The sequence below is a fragment of the Massilia sp. TWP1-3-3 genome (assembly GCF_049897805.1).
GTDB lineage: Bacteria > Pseudomonadota > Gammaproteobacteria > Burkholderiales > Burkholderiaceae_D > Telluria_A.
This window is the reverse complement of the sequence record NZ_JAFCWX010000026.1, coordinates 14,178-30,304: the sequence shown is the minus strand read 5'-3', so window position 1 is coordinate 30,304 and position 16,127 is coordinate 14,178. Positions and strand designations below refer to the sequence as shown.

Sequence of the window (16,127 nt, the reverse complement as noted above, 5' to 3'; positions counted from 1 at the left end):
GCAGCCTGTTGAAAAAGCTTTGCCTGCCCCGTAAATACCGTCGGAAGAGGCCGAAGGTGCCTGGGCGGCCCCCTTTTCCGACCAGCGCCGTCGAGACGCACACGCTCGCCCACCCTCACAGCCCCGTTGCGTACAAGCCCTCCGTATGCGCCGACCACACATTCCCTCTGCGCAAAAACGGCTCCGTTTTCATCAGCGAAAATGCCTTGCCGACGTCATCCCAGCCATAGCGGTCCACTTCGATGCGCTCATGCTCCACCCGCACCACATTGAACGAATTGACCTCGCCCCGCCCCCGCGTTGACGTTGCCGTGCCCGCCTGCACCACCAGCGCCGCGTACTCGCTCATTTGATACCGCTCCGACGTACTGCCCGCATGGCTGGTATGCAAGTGCCCTGCCAACAGCAAATCGACGCCGCAGTCGGCAAAGGCTTGCATCGCCATGGGCGCGCGGTTTACCAGGTCATCTTCGTCGTAGGTCTTGGGCAAGTCGAACGGATGGTGGGTGACGATGATCCGCGTCACCGTGTCACCCAAGCCCGATAGTTGCTGCTTGATCGTTTCCACCTGCTCCTTGTTGACCCGGCCATCCTTGAACGTCAGCGAACGCGCCGTATTCACGCCCAGCACCGCGATCTCGTCGTCAACATAGATCGGATCGAGATCGTCGGTGATGTAGCGCTTGTAGCGCGTGAGCGGCTGCAGAAAGCGGCGAAACACGTTGTACAGGGAAATGTCATGGTTGCCCGGAACGATAATCTGCGGCCCGGGCAAAGTGTCGAGCCAAGCCTTGGCTTCCTCGAACTGCTCGCTCTTGGCGCGCTGGGTCAGGTCGCCCGATACCACCACCACGTCCGGCCCGATTGCGTGGATCAGGTCCCGCAACGGGTCGAGCAAGGTGGCGTCGACCTTGCCAAAATGCAGATCGGACAAATGAACCAGGGTACGCATGATTAACTCCTCAAGAAGGCACGATGACGGACAATGCGCCCGGACGGATCCGGTAGCGCAGCGGCGTCAGCATGACTGTGACTTCACCATCGGTCGCCACGCGGATGCGCTTGTGGCGGGTGTCGATTTCCATTTTTTCGGTACTGAGCACGTCGAAATCGCGCTCCTGGGCCAGGCGCCCGCACAGCGCACTCCAGCCAAGGCGCAGCAAGGCCAGGCGGCCCGGCCGCTGCGCCACATACAGGCTCAGCTTGCCCCCGTCGAGGGCGGCGCGCGCGCCGATACTGAACCCCTGCATGATGTAAGCGTTGTTGCCAATAAAAACGAACGGCGTGCGCCGCGCATGGTCGGTGCCGTCGTCAAGCGACAACCGCACGCTAATGAAAGGATAGCGCCGCAAAGCGCCCAGGGTCGCCCACAAGGCCGCCAGCCACTTGCCCCGCCCAAGCCTGTTCTGCTGCTTTTCGCGGTCGCGCACGATGTCGGGATACAGGCCCAGGCTTGAGTTGTTGAGAAAAATTTTGTCATTGACCTCGCCCACGTCGACCTGCTTGCGCGCGCCGCTGGCAATCGTGGCAATGGCCTCGTCAAGCAGCAGGGGAATGCCGACGTCTTTCGCAAAATGATTCAAGGTTCCCATTGGCAGCACGCCAAACGCCACCCCGGTACCGGCAATCACGGAGGCCACCGCGTTGATGGTGCCGTCGCCGCCGCCCGCCACCACGATCTGCAAGCCTTCGTCGAGCGCGGCCCTGGCGGCCGCGATCATTTCGTCGCCGCTGGAGGCGAGCGTGACGCGCGCCTGCATCCCGTGGGCGGCGAATTTTTCGCGCAGAGAAGTGGCCTGTTCGTCGTCGTGGCCGCTGCCGGCGCTGCCGTTGATAATGACTGCAATGATGGTCAGGCTAGTCTCCGGTTAAAAGGAGGCGCGCCGCGCGGCGCCTCCGGAATGTCGATACGGCGGTAATGCACACTGCCAGCCAGGCCAGCGCAAAGGCGACTCCGGCCAGTACATCGCTCAGGTAATGCGCGCCCAGGTAGACCCGGCTAAGAGCAACCAGCGCCACCATGGCCGCCGCGGCGCACAGCACCGCGGCGCGCAAAATCGGGCGCCCCACCGTGCACACCAGGTAAGCTGCCAGCAAGCCATAGAACAACGCTGCGCCGGACGCATGCCCGCTCGGAAAACTGTACGTCGACAAGGTCACCAATGGATCATCAAAACCGGGGCGCGCACGATGGAATATGTACTTTAACAAAACATTGACCAACATGCCGCCCGGTACCGCGAATACCAGCGCCAGCAGCCAGTAAAAAGCCTTTTCCGCCCGCAGGTAAAGCGCCAGCACCAGCGCCATGACCAGGATCCCGGCTTGCTGGTGCCAGGTAGTAATGAACAGCATCAGCGGGGTCCAGCCGCTGTGCGCGTACCGGTGAAACCAGTTGGCAAGGCGAACATCGAGCAGCGTCAGCGGCGCACCGGCCACCACGTCGCTGGCGACGATGCCAAACGCCCACGCCGCCATCAGCATCGCAAGCGCCCCTAGCGTCAGATGCAGCCCGAACGTTCCGGTTGGACTGAAACGCGCGGCAAGCTGCCGATGGAGACGGGGGAAACGCTGTTTCATGGCTTGCTTTAATGACGACAATGCGCCATTTACGCACGAAGCGCGGTTTGCCGCCCGCGAGGACCGTGCGGGCGAACGAACTGTTGCATGAATGCATCCAATTTGCGTAAACGCCACAAAACAGAAAAATACTGGGATTTTGTACAGTACCTGTGGATTTATACAGTGGTTGTGATATTCTGGACTCTCTTGATCGACGCAAAACCAACAAAAAGGAATTTGTCATGACCACCTTGAACAGCAACTTTGGTATGGAATACGCACCTACCCCTTTCATGCTGCGCATCGGCCGCCGTGAAGTGCTGGTCACGCGTGACTTCCGTAAACGCTTCTATCCAGTCAACCCGGTCATCGAGTGCGACACCGGCGTCGAACCCGGCCATGTCGAGGTGCTGCTGCTGCGCCGCTGGCTGCTTATTCTGTCCAAGGCGCATTAAAAACCGCATATGCAAAACTGATTTAATTCGTGTCCTTTCGTTAGCGCGGGATTTATTCTAGTCCTACCCGAACTAACTTTGAAAGTGCCCGCCATGCTGTTAAAAAAAATAAGCCAGTCACTGATCGCGCTAGCCCTGCTGTCGCAGGCAGCCGTCGCGGCAGACATCAGCCTGCTCAACGTGTCGTATGACCCGACACGCGAGCTGTATCAGGATTTTAACGCGGCTTTCGCCAAGCAGTGGAAAGCCAAGACTGGCGACACCGTCACTGTCAAGCAGTCGCACGGCGGTTCGGGCAAGCAGGCGCGTACGGTGATTGACGGTCTTGAGGCCGATGTCGTCACGCTCGGTCTGGCCTACGATATCGACGCCATCGCCGAGCGCGGCCTCGTAAGCCCGCAATGGCAAAAGCGTCTTGCGCACAACAGTTCGCCGTACACATCGACGATCGTGTTTCTGGTCCGTAAAGGCAATCCGAAGGGCATCAAGGATTGGGGCGACCTGGTCAAGCCGGGCGTGTCGGTGATCACCCCGAATCCAAAAACGTCCGGCGGTGCGCGCTGGAATTACCTGGCGGCTTGGGGCTATGCCATCAAGCAACCGGGCGGCACGGAGGCCAGCGCCAGGGAATTCGTCGGCAAGCTTTACAAGAACGTGCCTGTGCTCGATTCGGGCGCGCGCGGTGCGACAACCACGTTTGTCGAGCGCGGCATTGGCGACGTTTTGCTGGCATGGGAAAACGAAGCCCTGCTGGCCATCAAGGAACTGGGCCCGGACAAGGTAGAAATCCTCGCGCCGTCCGTCAGCATTCTGGCCGAGCCGCCCGTTGCCCTGGTCGACAAGGTGGCTGACCGTCACGGTACGCGCAAGGTCGCCGAAGCGTATCTGCAATACCTGTACAGCGATGAAGGCCAGGAAATCGCTGCGAAAAACTACTATCGCCCGACCGCGCCAAAAACGCTGGCCAAGTACGCGTCGCAGTATCCCAAGGTGAAGCTGTTTACGATCGATGAAGTATCGGGCAACTGGGCCAAGTCGCAAAAGGCGCACTTCGCCGATGGCGGTCTGTTCGACCAGATCTACCAGCCGAAGCGCTAGCAGCGCTGTCGGACTTGACGAGGCGAGCCGGAATTTTAGCTGTCCGAGGACAGATTTCGACGATTTTGAAGGTCAGTGGTTCTATTGACCAAAAAAGCGGTGAAATAGGGACCGGTAAGGTGGATTTCTCGGCCGCCTCCGTTTAGTCCGACAGGCTGGCCAGTAAGGGGGCTGGCGCGACGCTTGCCTGCGCTAGTTGGCAAAGTCCGCGTCGACATGGCCCTGCGCCTGGTCCTGGTACGTTTGCAGCGTGCCCGCAGTGACGTGGCAACCGGGTTATGATTGTTTTTTCGCGCTCGTTTTTCGAGCCACACTGTCAAAACCAGGAGACGCAAACGATGCCACGCATGACCCAACATGACTTCGATCCCGAGGTTCTCGCACTGTTCGACCGGTACGTTCACGGCGCCATCGATCGCCGCAGTTTCCTGTCGCAGGCGGGCAAGTACGCGGTCGGTGGCGCCACCGCCGCCAGCCTGCTGGCGGCACTCTCGCCAAGCTTTGCGGCCACCATGGTCGCGCCCGCCGATCCGCGCATCAAGGCACAGTACGTCGAGTACCCGTCGCCCAACGGCTACGGCACGCTGCGCGGTTACCTGGTCAAGCCGGCCAATGCAAAAGGCAAGATGCCAACCGTGCTGGTGGTGCACGAAAACCGCGGCCTCAATCCCCACATCGAAGACATTGCGCGCCGACTCGCGCTTGACGACCTCATCGCCTTTGCACCCGACGCGCTGTTCCCGCTGGGCGGCTATCCCGGCGACGAAGACAAGGCGCGCGAACTGTTCGGCAAACTCGACCAGGTCAAGACGCGCGCCGATTTCGTGGCTGCGTTCGAGGTACTGAAAAAGCTTCCGGAAGGCAGCGGCAAGGTCGGCGTGGTAGGCTTTTGCTACGGTGGCGGCATCGCCAACTATTTACCTACCGTGGCCAAGGGATTGGATGCGGCGGTACCGTTCTACGGTGCGCAGCCGCCGGCGACCGAGGTTTCCAAGATCAAGACGCCCTTGCTCATTCACGACGCCGGCATGGATGAACGGGTGCTCGCCGGTTGGCCCGCCTACGAGGCAGCGCTGAGCGCGAACAAGGCCAACTATCTGCACTTTGTCTATGCGGGCGCACAGCACGGCTTCAACAACGACACCACGCCCCGTTATGATGAAGCAGCGGCCAAGCTGGCCTGGTCGCGCACGGTGGCGTTCTTGCGTGAGCACCTGAAAAGCTAAGAATTGCGTCATTGGCGCAGCATTGGCGTATTGCATGACGCTCCTGTGCACCGGCCCTACACATCGGTGCGATGCACAGGGCGCATCCTGGACAAACGCCAAGCGGCCCGTAGCGACTGGTCTACTGCGGTTTCTCGCCCGGCACCCTGCTGTGCAGGAATGCCAGGTCGTCATCATCGAGCAGCGCGTCGGGAATCGTCTCGATATGATCGACATCGATATCGGCCCCATCCCTGACCACGCTGTCGCGCCCTGCGGCGGCCCGCTCACCGGTGCCGCCGGAATCGCTGTCGCTGTCCAGGTCGGCGTCGCCCACATCGGGCCCGGCGGTGCCGCCGGCGCTGCCCGCTTCCAGGTCGGACGTGGTGCCGCTGCCAAGGTCAAGGATGTCTTCCTCCCCCGCCAGGCCGCGCGCGCCCATCATGTCGCTGCCGCTGTCGGACGAGTCGCTCGGGCCGAGCGCCCCCGTGCCGTGCCCGATGCCCAGCCTACGGTCTGGTGGATCCGGAAAGTTATCGGGATCGAGTGTGCTGTTGCCTGTCATTATGGCCTCCGCAACGTGGGTTGAAAGATACTCAGTCAGTTCCGACAGGCTACCGAATTTTCATTCGTCGCGGCGCACGGCCTCCCGCGGGCGCCACTGCATGCGCTCGGTAATGTCCATGCCGACCCCCCGATACCCCGTAAAGCGGCTGGACGAATCGAACATCGGCTCGCCGCTCACCTGCAAATACTGGATCTGGCCATTGGTGCGCGTGCGCGTGTACACAAAGTCGAGGAACGGGGCGCGGCTGGCGATGTTCGCGTCGAGTCGCGCGCGTTCATCCGCGTTCCAGCCGCCGTCGGCCCCTTCACTCGAGCCGATGCCCAGCATCTCGGCCACCGGACCCGAAAAGCGCGTCATATTGCCTTCGGCATCTTGTTCCCAGTACCAGTCGGACGACAATTCGGTAAAGCGCTGAAAGCGTGCTTCGCTTTCCTTCAGTTCGGCGGTGCGCTCGGCAACAGTTTGCTCGAGCTGGCGATTGTAGTTCGCCAGTCGCCGGTACAGCAGGCGCACTTCGAGCATGTTGTGAATGCGCGTTTGCACTTCCACCAGGTCAAACGGCTTGCTGACGAAATCCTTGGCGCCGGCCTTGAGCGCCTGCAACTTGTGCCCGGGCTGGGCCGTGATGACCAGCACCGGCAGATAGCCACCCGGCTCGATATCCTTGATCGCCTCCATCACCTCAAAACCGTCCATGACCGGCATCTGCAAGTCGAGCAGGATCAGGTCGTAGCGATGTCCCTTGTGCAGGGGATAGACATCGGTGGGCGTCTGCGTGGTGGTGATATTGGTATATCCGCCATTGCGCAGCATCTGTTCGAGCAGCATGACATTGGCTTCCTGGTCGTCCACGATCAGGATGCTGGCGTTCAGGATTTCGGAGGCTTCTAACATAAAATCTTTCGATGGAACTTCATTACAGGCTGTGTTCGGCTGCATGCTCGAGTGCGACATCAAGCGCTTCCATGAATTCGCGCACCCGGATTGGTTTGGTCAGATAGCGGAAGAAACCCGCCTCCAAGCCTTTTTCTATATCGCGCGGCATGGCGTTGGCCGACAGCGCCAGCACTGGGATGTTGCGCGTGGCGGGGTCTTCCAGCAGGCTGCGCAACGCTTCGTAGCCGCTGATGCCGGGCAGATTGATGTCCATCAGGATCACGTCGGGCAGGTAGGCGCGCGCCAGCTCCAGGCCCAGCGCCCCGGTGACGGCGGTCAACAGGCGCAGGTCGCCGCGGCGGCCGATCAATTCTTCCACCAGCGCCAGATTGGCGGGGTTGTCTTCCACGTACAGCAGCGTCGGCTGAGCGGTGCCGGCCCGTTGCCCGCCGCGCCGTTCCAACGCGTTGTCGCTCATATTGTCGAGCATGAGTTCGGGCGGGTCGGAGGCGGCAAATTCAACCCAGAACTCGGAACCGACGCCCACGCTGCTTTCCACGCCGATGATGCCGCCCATCAGTTCGACCAATTGCTTGGTCACCACCAGGCCGATGCCGGTGCCCTCTTCCAGCTTGTTTTCCTGGCCGAGCCGGTTAAACGGCTGGAACAGGTGCGCTACTTGCTCGGGCGCCAAGCCAATGCCGGTGTCGCGCACGCTGATGCGGATCCGGTCCTTGCCCGATACCACGCACTTGACCACGACCGAGCCGCCCGTCGAGTTGTACTTGATGGCGTTCGACAGCAGGTTGATCATCACCTGCTTGACGCGGGTACGGTCGGCATGCACGTAATACAGCTTGTCGAAGGTGGGAAACTCGAGGCTGATGCCGCGCTTTTCCGCCTGCGGTTCAATCATGCCCTGGCAGTCGGCCAGCACGTCGGGCAGCGACATCGATTCCTGCGACATCGTGACCTTGCCCGATTCAATCATGGCCAGGTCGAGGATTTCGTTAATCAAGCGCAGCAAATACCAGCCGCCCTTGAGGATCTGGTCGATCGAGCGCTGCTGGTGCGGCGGGGGCGGCGGCACTTCCGACGACATCAGCTGCGCAAAACCGAGTACGGCATTAAGAGGCGTGCGCAGCTCGTGGCTCATCGAGGACAAAAATTCGGACTTGGCGCGGTTCGCCTTTTCGGCCGCCTTGCGCGCCGTGATCAGTTCGGCGTTCGATTCCTGCAGCGCCAGCTCGAACAGTTTATGTTCCGTCACGTCGCGCGCGGCGGCAAACACGCCGCGCAGCTTGCGGTCGCGGTCGTAGAAAGTGGTGGCGTTGTACGACACCACGGTTTGCTTGCCGTCACGCGAGATCGCGGTCAGCTCTTCATTTTTGACCTTGCCTTCGCGCAGCACGCGCGCCACCGTTTCTTCCGCCCGCTCCGGCTCCGTAAAATAATTTTTGAACGGCGCGCCGATCAATTCATCGCGGGTGCAGCCGGTCAGCAATTCCATTTGCGAATTGACGTCGCTGATGATGCCGCGCGGATCGGTCGCGATCAGCGCATCGATATTCGATTCGATCAGCGAACGGGTGTAAAAGTGCTGGTCGCGCAAGCGCTGGTCGAGCAAGGCTTGCTCCGCCTCGGCCTGCTTGCGCGACGTATTGTCGGTGCTGATGAGCAGGTAACCGATGACCTTGCCCACCGCGTCGCGCAGCGCCGTGACCGACACCAGGGCCGGAATGCGCGAGCCATCCTTGCGGATATAGGTGGTCTCGTAAATGTCTTCCATGCCGCGCAGCGCCTTGTAGACGAGCGACTCGAAGCCGGGCGCGATGGTCTCGTTCAGTTCGCGCGAGAGCGCGGCGGCGCGCGCGTTCATTTCCTGGCGGTCAGAAATCTTGGCCGGCGTGAGCTGGTCGACCACTTCGGCCGCCTTGTAGCCGAGCATGCGTTCGGCGCCCACATTGAAAATCTGGATCACGCCCTGCGCATCGGTGGCAATGCTGGAAAAATTGGCGCTGTTGAAAATGGCATCTTGCAAGGCGCCAGCCTTGAGCATCGGTCCCTCGTGCAAGGCGCGCTCGCGCGCGTTGCGGGCACTGATCGCGCCTTGCACCCGCACGAACAGCAGCGCCAGGAAAATGAGCAGCAAGATCACGCTAATCTTGATCAGATTGACGGCGCCCGGGGACTCGACCGCATAGCTCAGCGCAATGCCGCTCACCAAGAGCAGCACCGCCAGCGTGGCGGCAAAGCCGACCAGGATGAGCCGTTCGACCGATGCGGTCTTGAGCATGGTGACCATTAGCCCGCGCTCTCCTGGCGGTGGCGCACGTCCGACAGCAGGCGCACGAATTCCTTTTTTACAACGGCGTAGCATTCGCACACGTCGGCCTCCAAACCTTTACGGTCGAGCACGGTGATGTGGCCGCGCCGGTAACTGATGTAGCCATAGCCTTGCAGGCGTCCGGCCGCTTCGGTCACGCCCTCGCGCCGCACGCCGAGCATGTTGGCGATCAATTCCTGGGTCATGGTCAAGTCATTGCTGGGCAAGCGGTCGAGCGTGAGCAGCAGCCAGCGGCACAGCTGCTGCTCGACCGAATGGTGGCGGTTGCACACGGCGGTCTGGGCCATTTGGGTCAGCAGCGCCTGGGTGTAGCGCAGCAGCAAGCGCATGACGGGGCCGGCGCGGTTGAATTCTTCCATCAGGACCGCGATCGGCAAGCGGTAGCCGAAGCCGCCCGTCTGAACAATAGCGCGGCTGGGTGTCGTGTTGCCGCCCATGAACAACGACACCCCCAGGATGCCTTCATTGCCGACGCCGGCAATTTCGGACGAGCCGCCGTTTTCCAGCAAATAGTGCATCGACACGATCGACGTCGTCGGAAAATAGAAATGCTGCAGCTTGCCGCCGGATTCATACAGGACGTCGCCCAGCTTCATCGGCACCAGTTCCAGGTGCGGCAAAATGCGGTCGGATTGCACGTCGAGCAAGGCCGCGAGCAGGTGATTCTGGTTAGGATCGTTCTTACTGGACATGTGAGGCTACCCCTGCTTCCAGTGGCATCTTGTGAGTATTGTTAAAGTGTAGCAGGCGCATAATTTCATACCAGAATGTATTTCATAAGGGTAGTATTCGTATGTGCGGAACCGAACATACATCCTCAATATAGATGTTTTATATTGAAAAATAGCCAGCGCCGTGCTCCAGCGCCAGCCGCCATTTGAGGGGTCACATGCAAAATCTGTTTCGGCGGGTGCGCCTGTCGGTCTCCGTCTCGGCGGCCTTGACGCTGTGCGTCGGTTTGTCGTTGACTGCGCTCCTGTTCGCCTCCGTCAGGCGCGCCGAGACGCAGGTCCGCACGGCCCGCTTCGAACAGGAAGCGTCGCTGCGCATCAGTGCAGTGTCTTCCGGCCTGTCCGACGCGGTGCAACAAGTGATGGTCGTCAACGGTTTGTTCCGGACCTTCGGCAACGTCACCGCTGAACAATTCGCCTCTTTTACTGCGCCCTTACTGGCGCGCTACCCTGAAATTCAAGCGCTCAGCTACCAGCACGTGATCATGGACAGCGAGCGCAAGCGCTATGAAGCGCAGATGCGCCGGCGCTTTCCCAACTTCACTATTTCAGAATTTGTGGGTGGCACGCAACGCCCGGCTGCGCAGCGCGACAATTATAACGTCGTCGAATATATCCAGCCAGTCGAAGGCAACGAACTGGCCCTCGGCTTGGACACCTCACGCACGCCGGAACACGCCGCCGCGCGCCTGCGCTCGCGCACGAGCGGGCAGTCAGCCGCGACCAGCCTGCTCACGCTGGTCCAGGTCAAAGGTTTTCACACGGGTTTCCTGGTGCTCGCCCCGGTCTACCTGCGTGGCGCCCCGATCGACACCGAAGCGCTGCGCCAGCGCGCGGTGGTGGGCGAAACGGCCGCCGTGTTCCGGGTCGACCACCTGATCGCCACCCTGCTCAACCGCGCCGGCCTGCGAGGCACGCCTGGCATGGCGGTCAATATTTACGCCGCCGCATCGGCCCAGCAGTCGCAACTGGCCTTTCGCGATGGCCAGGCGGCGCGGCCCTTGCCCGCCGACAGCCTGATTCCCGCCTGGTTGCTGTACGACCATGCCACGCCGAAAAGCGCCAGCTTCACCGTTGCCGGCACGCCCTGGTTCATGCAAGTGGCGCAAGCCCCGGCGCCGTTCACGGCCACGCCCGGCGGCTCGCTGTACGCGCTGCTGGGCGGCATTTTGTCGAGCCTGCTCGCTGCGGGCGCCGTCTACAGCGTGGTGTCGCGCAAGTCGGTCATCGAACGGGTGACCACGGAACGCACCAGAACGCTGCGCGACGACAATCTGCGCCTGGCCGAAGACCTGGCGCTGCGCATGCGCACCGAAAAGTCGCTGCGCCTGCGCGAAAAGGTGATCGAGGTCTCGTCCAACGCCATCATCATTTGCAGCGCGGTGGCGCCCGACTACGCCATCGAATACGTCAATCCGGCCTTTGAATCGATTACCGGCTTTAGCGCCGCCGACGTGATCGGCAAGAGCTTGCGCACGATGGCCGGCGCCAGCCAGGATCACCAGAACATCGAGGAAATCAGCGCCGCGCTGCGCGAACAGCGCGAAGGCCACGCGGTGCTGCGCAATTACCGCAAGGACGGCACCGGCTACTGGAACGACCTGTACATCACGCCGGTGCGCACCGACGAGGGCGAGATCATCAACTTCGTGGTGGCCCAGTACGATATTTCGGCGGTGATGCGCTATGAAGCCGAGCTTGAATTCCAGGCCCGCCACGACGCCCTCACCGGCCTGGCCAACCGCAACCTGCTCAACGAACGGCTCGAACGCGCCATTTCCAACGCGCGCCACGGCGGCACCGAACTGTGGGTGGTGTTCGTCGACCTCGACCGCTTCAAGTTTATCAACGATACGCTGGGCCATGAAGCGGGCGACATCTTGCTCAAGACGCTGGCCGAAAGGCTCAAGCTGGCCGTGCGCGAGGCCGACACCGTAGCGCGCATGGGCGGCGATGAATTCGTGCTGGTGCTGCCCGAAGGCACGGGCCGCGACGCCGGCATGCAAGTGATCCAGAACATCATGGATGCAGTGGCCGAGCCGCTCTTGATCCAGTCGCATGAATTTTTTCTCACCTGCAGCATCGGTATTGCCGCCTACCCGAGCGACGGCGGCACCGCTGAAACGCTGACCAAGCACGCCGACATCGCCATGTACCGGGCCAAGGAAATGGGCCGCAACACGTGGCAGTTCTATGCGCCGGCCATGAGCGAGCGCACCCGCGAACGCCTCGAAATCGAAGCCGACCTGCGCCACGCGCTCGAGCGCGGCCAACTTGTGCTGCATTACCAGCCCCAGCTCGACCTCATCAGCGGCAATATCGTCGGCATGGAAGTACTGCTGCGCTGGAACCATCCGCAGCACGGCACGATCGCGCCGTCGCGCTTTATTGCACTGGCCGAGGAAATGGGCTTGATCATGCCGATTGGCGCTTGGGTGCTGCGCGCGGCGTGCGTGCAAACCAGGGCCTGGCAGCTGGCCGGCCTGGGCCAACTGCGCGTGGCGGTCAATCTGTCGCCGCGCCAGTTTACGCAAAAAGGCTTGGTGCAGTCGATTGCCGCCATCCTGGAGGAATGCGGACTGGACGCGCGCCACCTGGAGCTGGAAGTGACGGAAAGCATGGTCATGAGCGACGTCGACCATGCCATCACCATCCTGCGCGACCTCAAGCAGCTTGGCGTGCAAATTGCAATCGACGATTTTGGCACCGGCTACTCGAGCCTGTCGTACCTGCGCCGCTTTCCCATCGACGTACTCAAGATCGACCAGTCGTTCGTGAGCGACATTGCGTTAAAAGAAGATGACGCCGCCATTGTGCACGCCATCATTTCGCTGGCGCATGGCTTGCGCTTGAAAGTCATTGCCGAGGGCGTGGAGACGAACGAGCAGTTGGAGTTTCTGCGCGAACATGGCTGCGACCAGGTGCAAGGTTTCCTGTTCAGCCGGCCGGTGCCCGCCACCGAGTTCGCCGCGTTGGCCGCAGGCGGCCTGTGCGTTGCCGCGCCGGTATCAAAAAGCGTGGCGCATGCCTAGGTTCAAGGCCGACGAGCCGCCCACGGCGACCAGGTCGCCCGCCATCTCGCTGCCGCCATGGCGCATCTGGGTGTGCGTGTAAGCGGCGTAAAAGTCGGTGCGGCGCGATTGCGCGTAGGTGGCGCCAAAAGCGAACTGGTCGGCATCGCGGTTGGCGAGGTCGCGGTCGTCTTTTCGGCTAAACGAGGTGAGCAAGGTGGTCTGGCGGCTGACCGGCATGGCCAGGCCGACCAGCACATCGCGGCTGTCGGTCGAGGACGTGGACGAGAGCGCCGCGCCGTAGGGATTGTCCGGGTTCCACAATGGTGACGTGCCCCGCCCGCGGCTGGCGCTATAGGCGGTGTAGGCTTTCATCGGCCCCAGGTCGACATGGGCGGCGATGATGGAATTCTTGGCATCCATGCGGTTACCCAAAGGCATCGTCGGGACGGCGCGGGCGACATTCTTGTTTTGGTGGGCAATCCGAAAGGTGACCGGGCCGCCGCGCAGGCCGACCGAAATACCCCAGGCGCGGTTGTTGCGGTCGCTGCGGTCGATATTGTCGAGCGGACGCGCGGCCGGCGCATCGGCCAGGCCCATGCGCTTGCCAGGGTAGCCAAAAACCCGCGTTTCGGTGTCCGGCGTGCCTGCATCGGTCAAATCGCTGACATCGATAATGGCAACGGCGCGCTTGCTGCCGTACATGGGGACGCTGGCCCGGAACACCCGGCTGTTCTGGGCCTGGGCCTGGGCCTGGGCCTGGGCCTGGGCCTGGGCCTGAAAGCTGGCAGCGCAGGCGCCCACGGCAAGAACGAGCAAACAAGATGATTTCATTACAGACTCCGGCATAAAGGATTTCGCCGGGATCAGTATCGCTCCCATATGTACACCTGATCTGTCCGTTACCCCACACAGTCATGCATTTATATCAAGGGTGATGCGCCTGCCGCCATGCAGCGGGTCTATTATTTGCTGGACATTAACTTGTTCTGTTCATCCAGCCACACTTTCAATGGTGCGAAATACTCGATCAGCGCCCCGCCGTCAATGTTGTCCTCGCCGCTGATCGCCTGTAGCGCTTCCTGCCACGGTTTGCTGGCGCCCATGGCCAGCATGGCCTGCAGCTTGGCGCCCGCCTTTTTGTTGCCGTACACCGAGCAGCGGCTCAGCGGCCCCACGTAGCCGGCCTCGCGGCACAGCGCGCGGTGGAACTGGAACTGCAGCATGGTGGCCAGGAAATAGCGCGCATACGGCGTATCGGCCGCCACGTGATACTTGGCGCCCGCGTCAAAGCCGCCGGCCGCCAGCGGCGCCGGGCGCGCCACGCCCTGGTATTGCTCGCGCAGCGCCCACCACGCGGTGTCGTAGTCGGCCGGCTTGGTCTTGCCCGAATACACGTCCCAGCGCCATTTATCGACCAGGTAGGCGAACGGCAGGAATGCCACCTTGCCCAGCGCGCGTTCGAGCAGCAAGGGCACGTCGTCGCTGCCGGCCGGCGCGTCAGTACGCAAACCGATTTGTTTCAGGTAATCGGGCGTGATCGACAGCGCCACGGTGTCGCCGATGGCTTCATGGAAGCCGTCGTTGGCGCCGTTCCTGAACAGTTCGGACTGCTTGCGGTAAGCGAGCTGGTAATACGTATGGCCAAGCTCATGGTGGATGGTCTTGAAATCCTCGTCCGTCGGGGTAATGCACATCTTGATGCGCACGTCGCCCTTGCCGTCCATGTCCCAGGCTGACGCGTGGCACACCACTTCGCGGTCCTGCGGCTTGGTCAGCAGCGAGCGCGACCAGAACGTGGGCGGCAGCGCTTCCATGCCCAGCGACGTGTAAAAACGCTCGGCGTAGCGCGTCATCTCGACCGGGCCGGTCTTGTTGGCGACCAGCGCGCGGCCCAGGTCATCGTCGTCCTTGTTGCTGGCCGGTTTCAGGATCGGATACAGATTGTCCCAGCTCTGGCTCCACATATTGCCAAACAAATGGGCCGGCACCGGGCCGTCGGCCGGCACCACCGCCGGGCCATAGGTCTGGCGCAACTTGTGGCGCGTGTAGGTGTGCAGCGCAACATACAGCGGCTTGACCTGTTGCCACAGCCGTTCCATCTCGGCGGCAAAAGCTTCAGGGGGCATATCGTAGCCGGAGCGCCACAAGGCGCCCGTGTCGGCAAAACCCATCTCGCGCGCGCCCTTGTTCGACAGCGCCACGTAGTCGGCGTAGTGCTGCTTGTAGGCTGGCGACACCGCATGCCAGCCGAGCCAGACTTCCTTCAGGCGCGCCGGGTCGCGGTTTTCGGCCAGCACTTTTTCCAGTTCGCCCAGCGCCATGCACGGGAGCGTCGATCCGTCGGCCAGCTTGGGACAGTATTTACCTTTGCCGTAGGCGCCGCTCATGCCGGCGGCCAGGCGCGTGTAGCTGGCGCGCTCGCCGGCGTCCGACAGCATTAGCGACAACTGCAGCAGCTTGAGCTTGCGCGCGGTTGCCTGCGGCAGCTTGAGCGCATTGAAGCGGCGCGCTTTCAAGGCCAGTTCGCCGGCGGCCGACAGGCGCTGCTCGTCGGCCTGGGCCACCGACGCCTCGGTGTCGTCGGTAATGAAGGTGTTGTACACCCAGCCGTTGCGCGCGCTGTCGAGATCGAGCTTGGTGAGCAAGGCTTCGGCCTCGGCCACGAATTTCTCAGCTTCGGCAACGGTTGGCGGCGCCATGCGCTTGGCCGCGATGGCGCCATGCGCCGCGCCGGCGCCGGCCAGGCTGGCGAGCAAGGCCGCCACGGTGGTGATGTGTGTTGTCAGGCGCTTCATGTGGCGTCTCTCCGGCGGGTGGTTTTAGCGTGAAAAATACGGCAAAAAGGTCAGGATGCCGATGACCAGCGCGGCGATGGCGGCAATCAGTACGCCGCCGGCGGCAATGTCCTTGGCGTGTTTGACGGCGTGATTATAATCAGGCGAGACCACGTCGCACACGTATTCGACGGCCGTATTGATGGTTTCGCCAACCCACACCATGCCCATGGCCACGATCAGCCAGCGCCAGTCGCTCGCGCTCACGCCGCAATACAGCGCCAGCGCGATCACGCCGATGGTGGCCACGCCGTGCAGCCAGGCGTTGTGCTGCGTCTTGAGCATGAAGGCGATGCCCTGCAGCGCATAGCCGAAGCTTTTCAGGCGCGCCGCCAGCGTCAGGCGCTGGGGCGTCACGGCACTTTTTACGTCGTTCATGGCAGCAAGCCTTTGTTCACGGAAAAACAATCTAAAAAACCATTTTACGTGATCGCCGA

Annotated in this window: 14 protein-coding genes; 4 read left to right on the top strand and 10 right to left on the bottom strand. The window is 62.0% G+C overall.

The window, feature by feature from the left end; translation table 11 throughout:
- Positions 1-115 precede the first annotated feature (115 nt).
- The 3 genes from ACP7D4_RS21300 to ACP7D4_RS21290 all read right to left on the bottom strand — a co-directional run bounded on the left by ACP7D4_RS21300 (position 116) and on the right by ACP7D4_RS21290 (position 2,580).
- Positions 116-952: a metallophosphoesterase family protein gene (locus ACP7D4_RS21300; protein WP_426107395.1), complete on the bottom strand. Its 837-nt coding sequence runs from the start codon at positions 950-952 to the stop codon at positions 116-118.
- 10 nt (positions 953-962) lie between these two features.
- A complete protein-coding gene (locus ACP7D4_RS21295) occupies positions 963-1,787 on the bottom strand; it encodes a diacylglycerol/lipid kinase family protein (RefSeq protein WP_426211237.1) in 825 nt (274 codons plus the stop codon).
- Between the two features lie 70 nt (positions 1,788-1,857).
- The gene (locus ACP7D4_RS21290) at positions 1,858-2,580 is read right to left on the bottom strand and encodes a phosphatase PAP2 family protein (RefSeq protein ID WP_426107396.1); all 723 of its coding nucleotides are present in this window, start codon (positions 2,578-2,580) and stop codon (positions 1,858-1,860) included.
- Between the two features lie 224 nt (positions 2,581-2,804).
- Here ACP7D4_RS21290 and ACP7D4_RS21285 point away from each other — a divergent pair, with 224 nt between their 5' ends.
- From ACP7D4_RS21285 to ACP7D4_RS21275, 3 genes are all read left to right on the top strand, one after another.
- Positions 2,805-3,017 carry a hypothetical protein gene (locus ACP7D4_RS21285; protein WP_426107397.1) on the top strand — a complete coding sequence of 71 codons (213 nt, stop codon included), beginning with the start codon at positions 2,805-2,807 and terminating at the stop codon, positions 3,015-3,017.
- A gap of 93 nt (positions 3,018-3,110) precedes the next feature.
- On the top strand, positions 3,111-4,115 hold the full coding sequence (locus ACP7D4_RS21280; protein WP_426107398.1) for a sulfate ABC transporter substrate-binding protein: 1,005 nt from the start codon (positions 3,111-3,113) through the stop codon (positions 4,113-4,115).
- A 338-nt stretch (positions 4,116-4,453) separates the two neighbouring features.
- Positions 4,454-5,341, top strand: a complete 888-nt coding sequence (locus tag ACP7D4_RS21275) for a dienelactone hydrolase family protein (RefSeq protein WP_426211199.1) — start codon at positions 4,454-4,456, stop codon at positions 5,339-5,341.
- A gap of 121 nt (positions 5,342-5,462) precedes the next feature.
- Here ACP7D4_RS21275 and ACP7D4_RS21270 read toward each other — a convergent pair whose 3' ends face one another.
- The 4 genes from ACP7D4_RS21270 to ACP7D4_RS21255 are packed head-to-tail and all read right to left on the bottom strand — an operon-like array spanning position 5,463 to position 9,803.
- The gene (locus tag ACP7D4_RS21270) at positions 5,463-5,885 is read right to left on the bottom strand and encodes a hypothetical protein (RefSeq protein ID WP_426107400.1); all 423 of its coding nucleotides are present in this window, start codon (positions 5,883-5,885) and stop codon (positions 5,463-5,465) included.
- A gap of 60 nt (positions 5,886-5,945) precedes the next feature.
- On the bottom strand, positions 5,946-6,782 hold the full coding sequence (locus ACP7D4_RS21265) for a response regulator (protein WP_426211197.1): 837 nt from the start codon (positions 6,780-6,782) through the stop codon (positions 5,946-5,948).
- A 22-nt stretch (positions 6,783-6,804) separates the two neighbouring features.
- Positions 6,805-9,069 (bottom strand): PAS domain-containing hybrid sensor histidine kinase/response regulator, encoded by a 2,265-nt coding sequence (locus ACP7D4_RS21260; RefSeq protein ID WP_426107403.1) that lies wholly within the window; start codon positions 9,067-9,069, stop codon positions 6,805-6,807.
- On the bottom strand, positions 9,069-9,803 hold the full coding sequence (locus tag ACP7D4_RS21255) for a Crp/Fnr family transcriptional regulator (RefSeq protein ID WP_426211195.1): 735 nt from the start codon (positions 9,801-9,803) through the stop codon (positions 9,069-9,071). Before ACP7D4_RS21255 ends, ACP7D4_RS21260 begins: the two co-directional genes overlap by 1 nt.
- Before the next feature lie 197 nt (positions 9,804-10,000).
- Between ACP7D4_RS21255 and ACP7D4_RS21250 the strand changes: the two genes are divergently transcribed.
- On the top strand, positions 10,001-12,874 hold the full coding sequence (locus ACP7D4_RS21250) for a bifunctional diguanylate cyclase/phosphodiesterase (protein WP_426211194.1): 2,874 nt from the start codon (positions 10,001-10,003) through the stop codon (positions 12,872-12,874).
- Here the strand turns inward: ACP7D4_RS21250 and ACP7D4_RS21245 are convergent.
- The 3 genes from ACP7D4_RS21245 to ACP7D4_RS21235 all read right to left on the bottom strand — a co-directional run bounded on the left by ACP7D4_RS21245 (position 12,851) and on the right by ACP7D4_RS21235 (position 16,068).
- Positions 12,851-13,687, bottom strand: coding sequence for a porin (locus ACP7D4_RS21245; RefSeq protein WP_426211192.1), 837 nt, complete (start codon positions 13,685-13,687; stop codon positions 12,851-12,853). The two genes, ACP7D4_RS21250 and ACP7D4_RS21245, sit on opposite strands and share 24 nt — an antisense overlap.
- Before the next feature lie 131 nt (positions 13,688-13,818).
- Entirely contained in the window at positions 13,819-15,651 is a 1,833-nt protein-coding gene (locus ACP7D4_RS21240; protein WP_426211190.1) for a M2 family metallopeptidase, read from the bottom strand.
- Between the two features lie 24 nt (positions 15,652-15,675).
- Positions 15,676-16,068 carry a diacylglycerol kinase family protein gene (locus ACP7D4_RS21235; protein WP_426107410.1) on the bottom strand — a complete coding sequence of 131 codons (393 nt, stop codon included), beginning with the start codon at positions 16,066-16,068 and terminating at the stop codon, positions 15,676-15,678.
- Positions 16,069-16,127: the final 59 nt, after the last annotated feature.

Coding starts and splice junctions, on each gene's coding strand:
- ACP7D4_RS21300 (WP_426107395.1), bottom strand. CDS start 952: ATGCGTACCCTGGTTCATTTGTCCGATCTGCATTTTGGCAAGGTCGAC.
- ACP7D4_RS21290 (WP_426107396.1), bottom strand. CDS start 2,580: ATGAAACAGCGTTTCCCCCGTCTCCATCGGCAGCTTGCCGCGCGTTTC.
- ACP7D4_RS21285 (WP_426107397.1), top strand. CDS start 2,805: ATGACCACCTTGAACAGCAACTTTGGTATGGAATACGCACCTACCCCT.
- ACP7D4_RS21280 (WP_426107398.1), top strand. CDS start 3,111: ATGCTGTTAAAAAAAATAAGCCAGTCACTGATCGCGCTAGCCCTGCTG.
- ACP7D4_RS21275 (WP_426211199.1), top strand. CDS start 4,454: ATGCCACGCATGACCCAACATGACTTCGATCCCGAGGTTCTCGCACTG.
- ACP7D4_RS21270 (WP_426107400.1), bottom strand. CDS start 5,885: ATGACAGGCAACAGCACACTCGATCCCGATAACTTTCCGGATCCACCA.
- ACP7D4_RS21265 (WP_426211197.1), bottom strand. CDS start 6,782: ATGTTAGAAGCCTCCGAAATCCTGAACGCCAGCATCCTGATCGTGGAC.
- ACP7D4_RS21260 (WP_426107403.1), bottom strand. CDS start 9,069: ATGGTCACCATGCTCAAGACCGCATCGGTCGAACGGCTCATCCTGGTC.
- ACP7D4_RS21255 (WP_426211195.1), bottom strand. CDS start 9,803: ATGTCCAGTAAGAACGATCCTAACCAGAATCACCTGCTCGCGGCCTTG.
- ACP7D4_RS21250 (WP_426211194.1), top strand. CDS start 10,001: ATGCAAAATCTGTTTCGGCGGGTGCGCCTGTCGGTCTCCGTCTCGGCG.
- ACP7D4_RS21245 (WP_426211192.1), bottom strand. CDS start 13,687: ATGAAATCATCTTGTTTGCTCGTTCTTGCCGTGGGCGCCTGCGCTGCC.
- ACP7D4_RS21240 (WP_426211190.1), bottom strand. CDS start 15,651: ATGAAGCGCCTGACAACACACATCACCACCGTGGCGGCCTTGCTCGCC.
- ACP7D4_RS21235 (WP_426107410.1), bottom strand. CDS start 16,068: ATGAACGACGTAAAAAGTGCCGTGACGCCCCAGCGCCTGACGCTGGCG.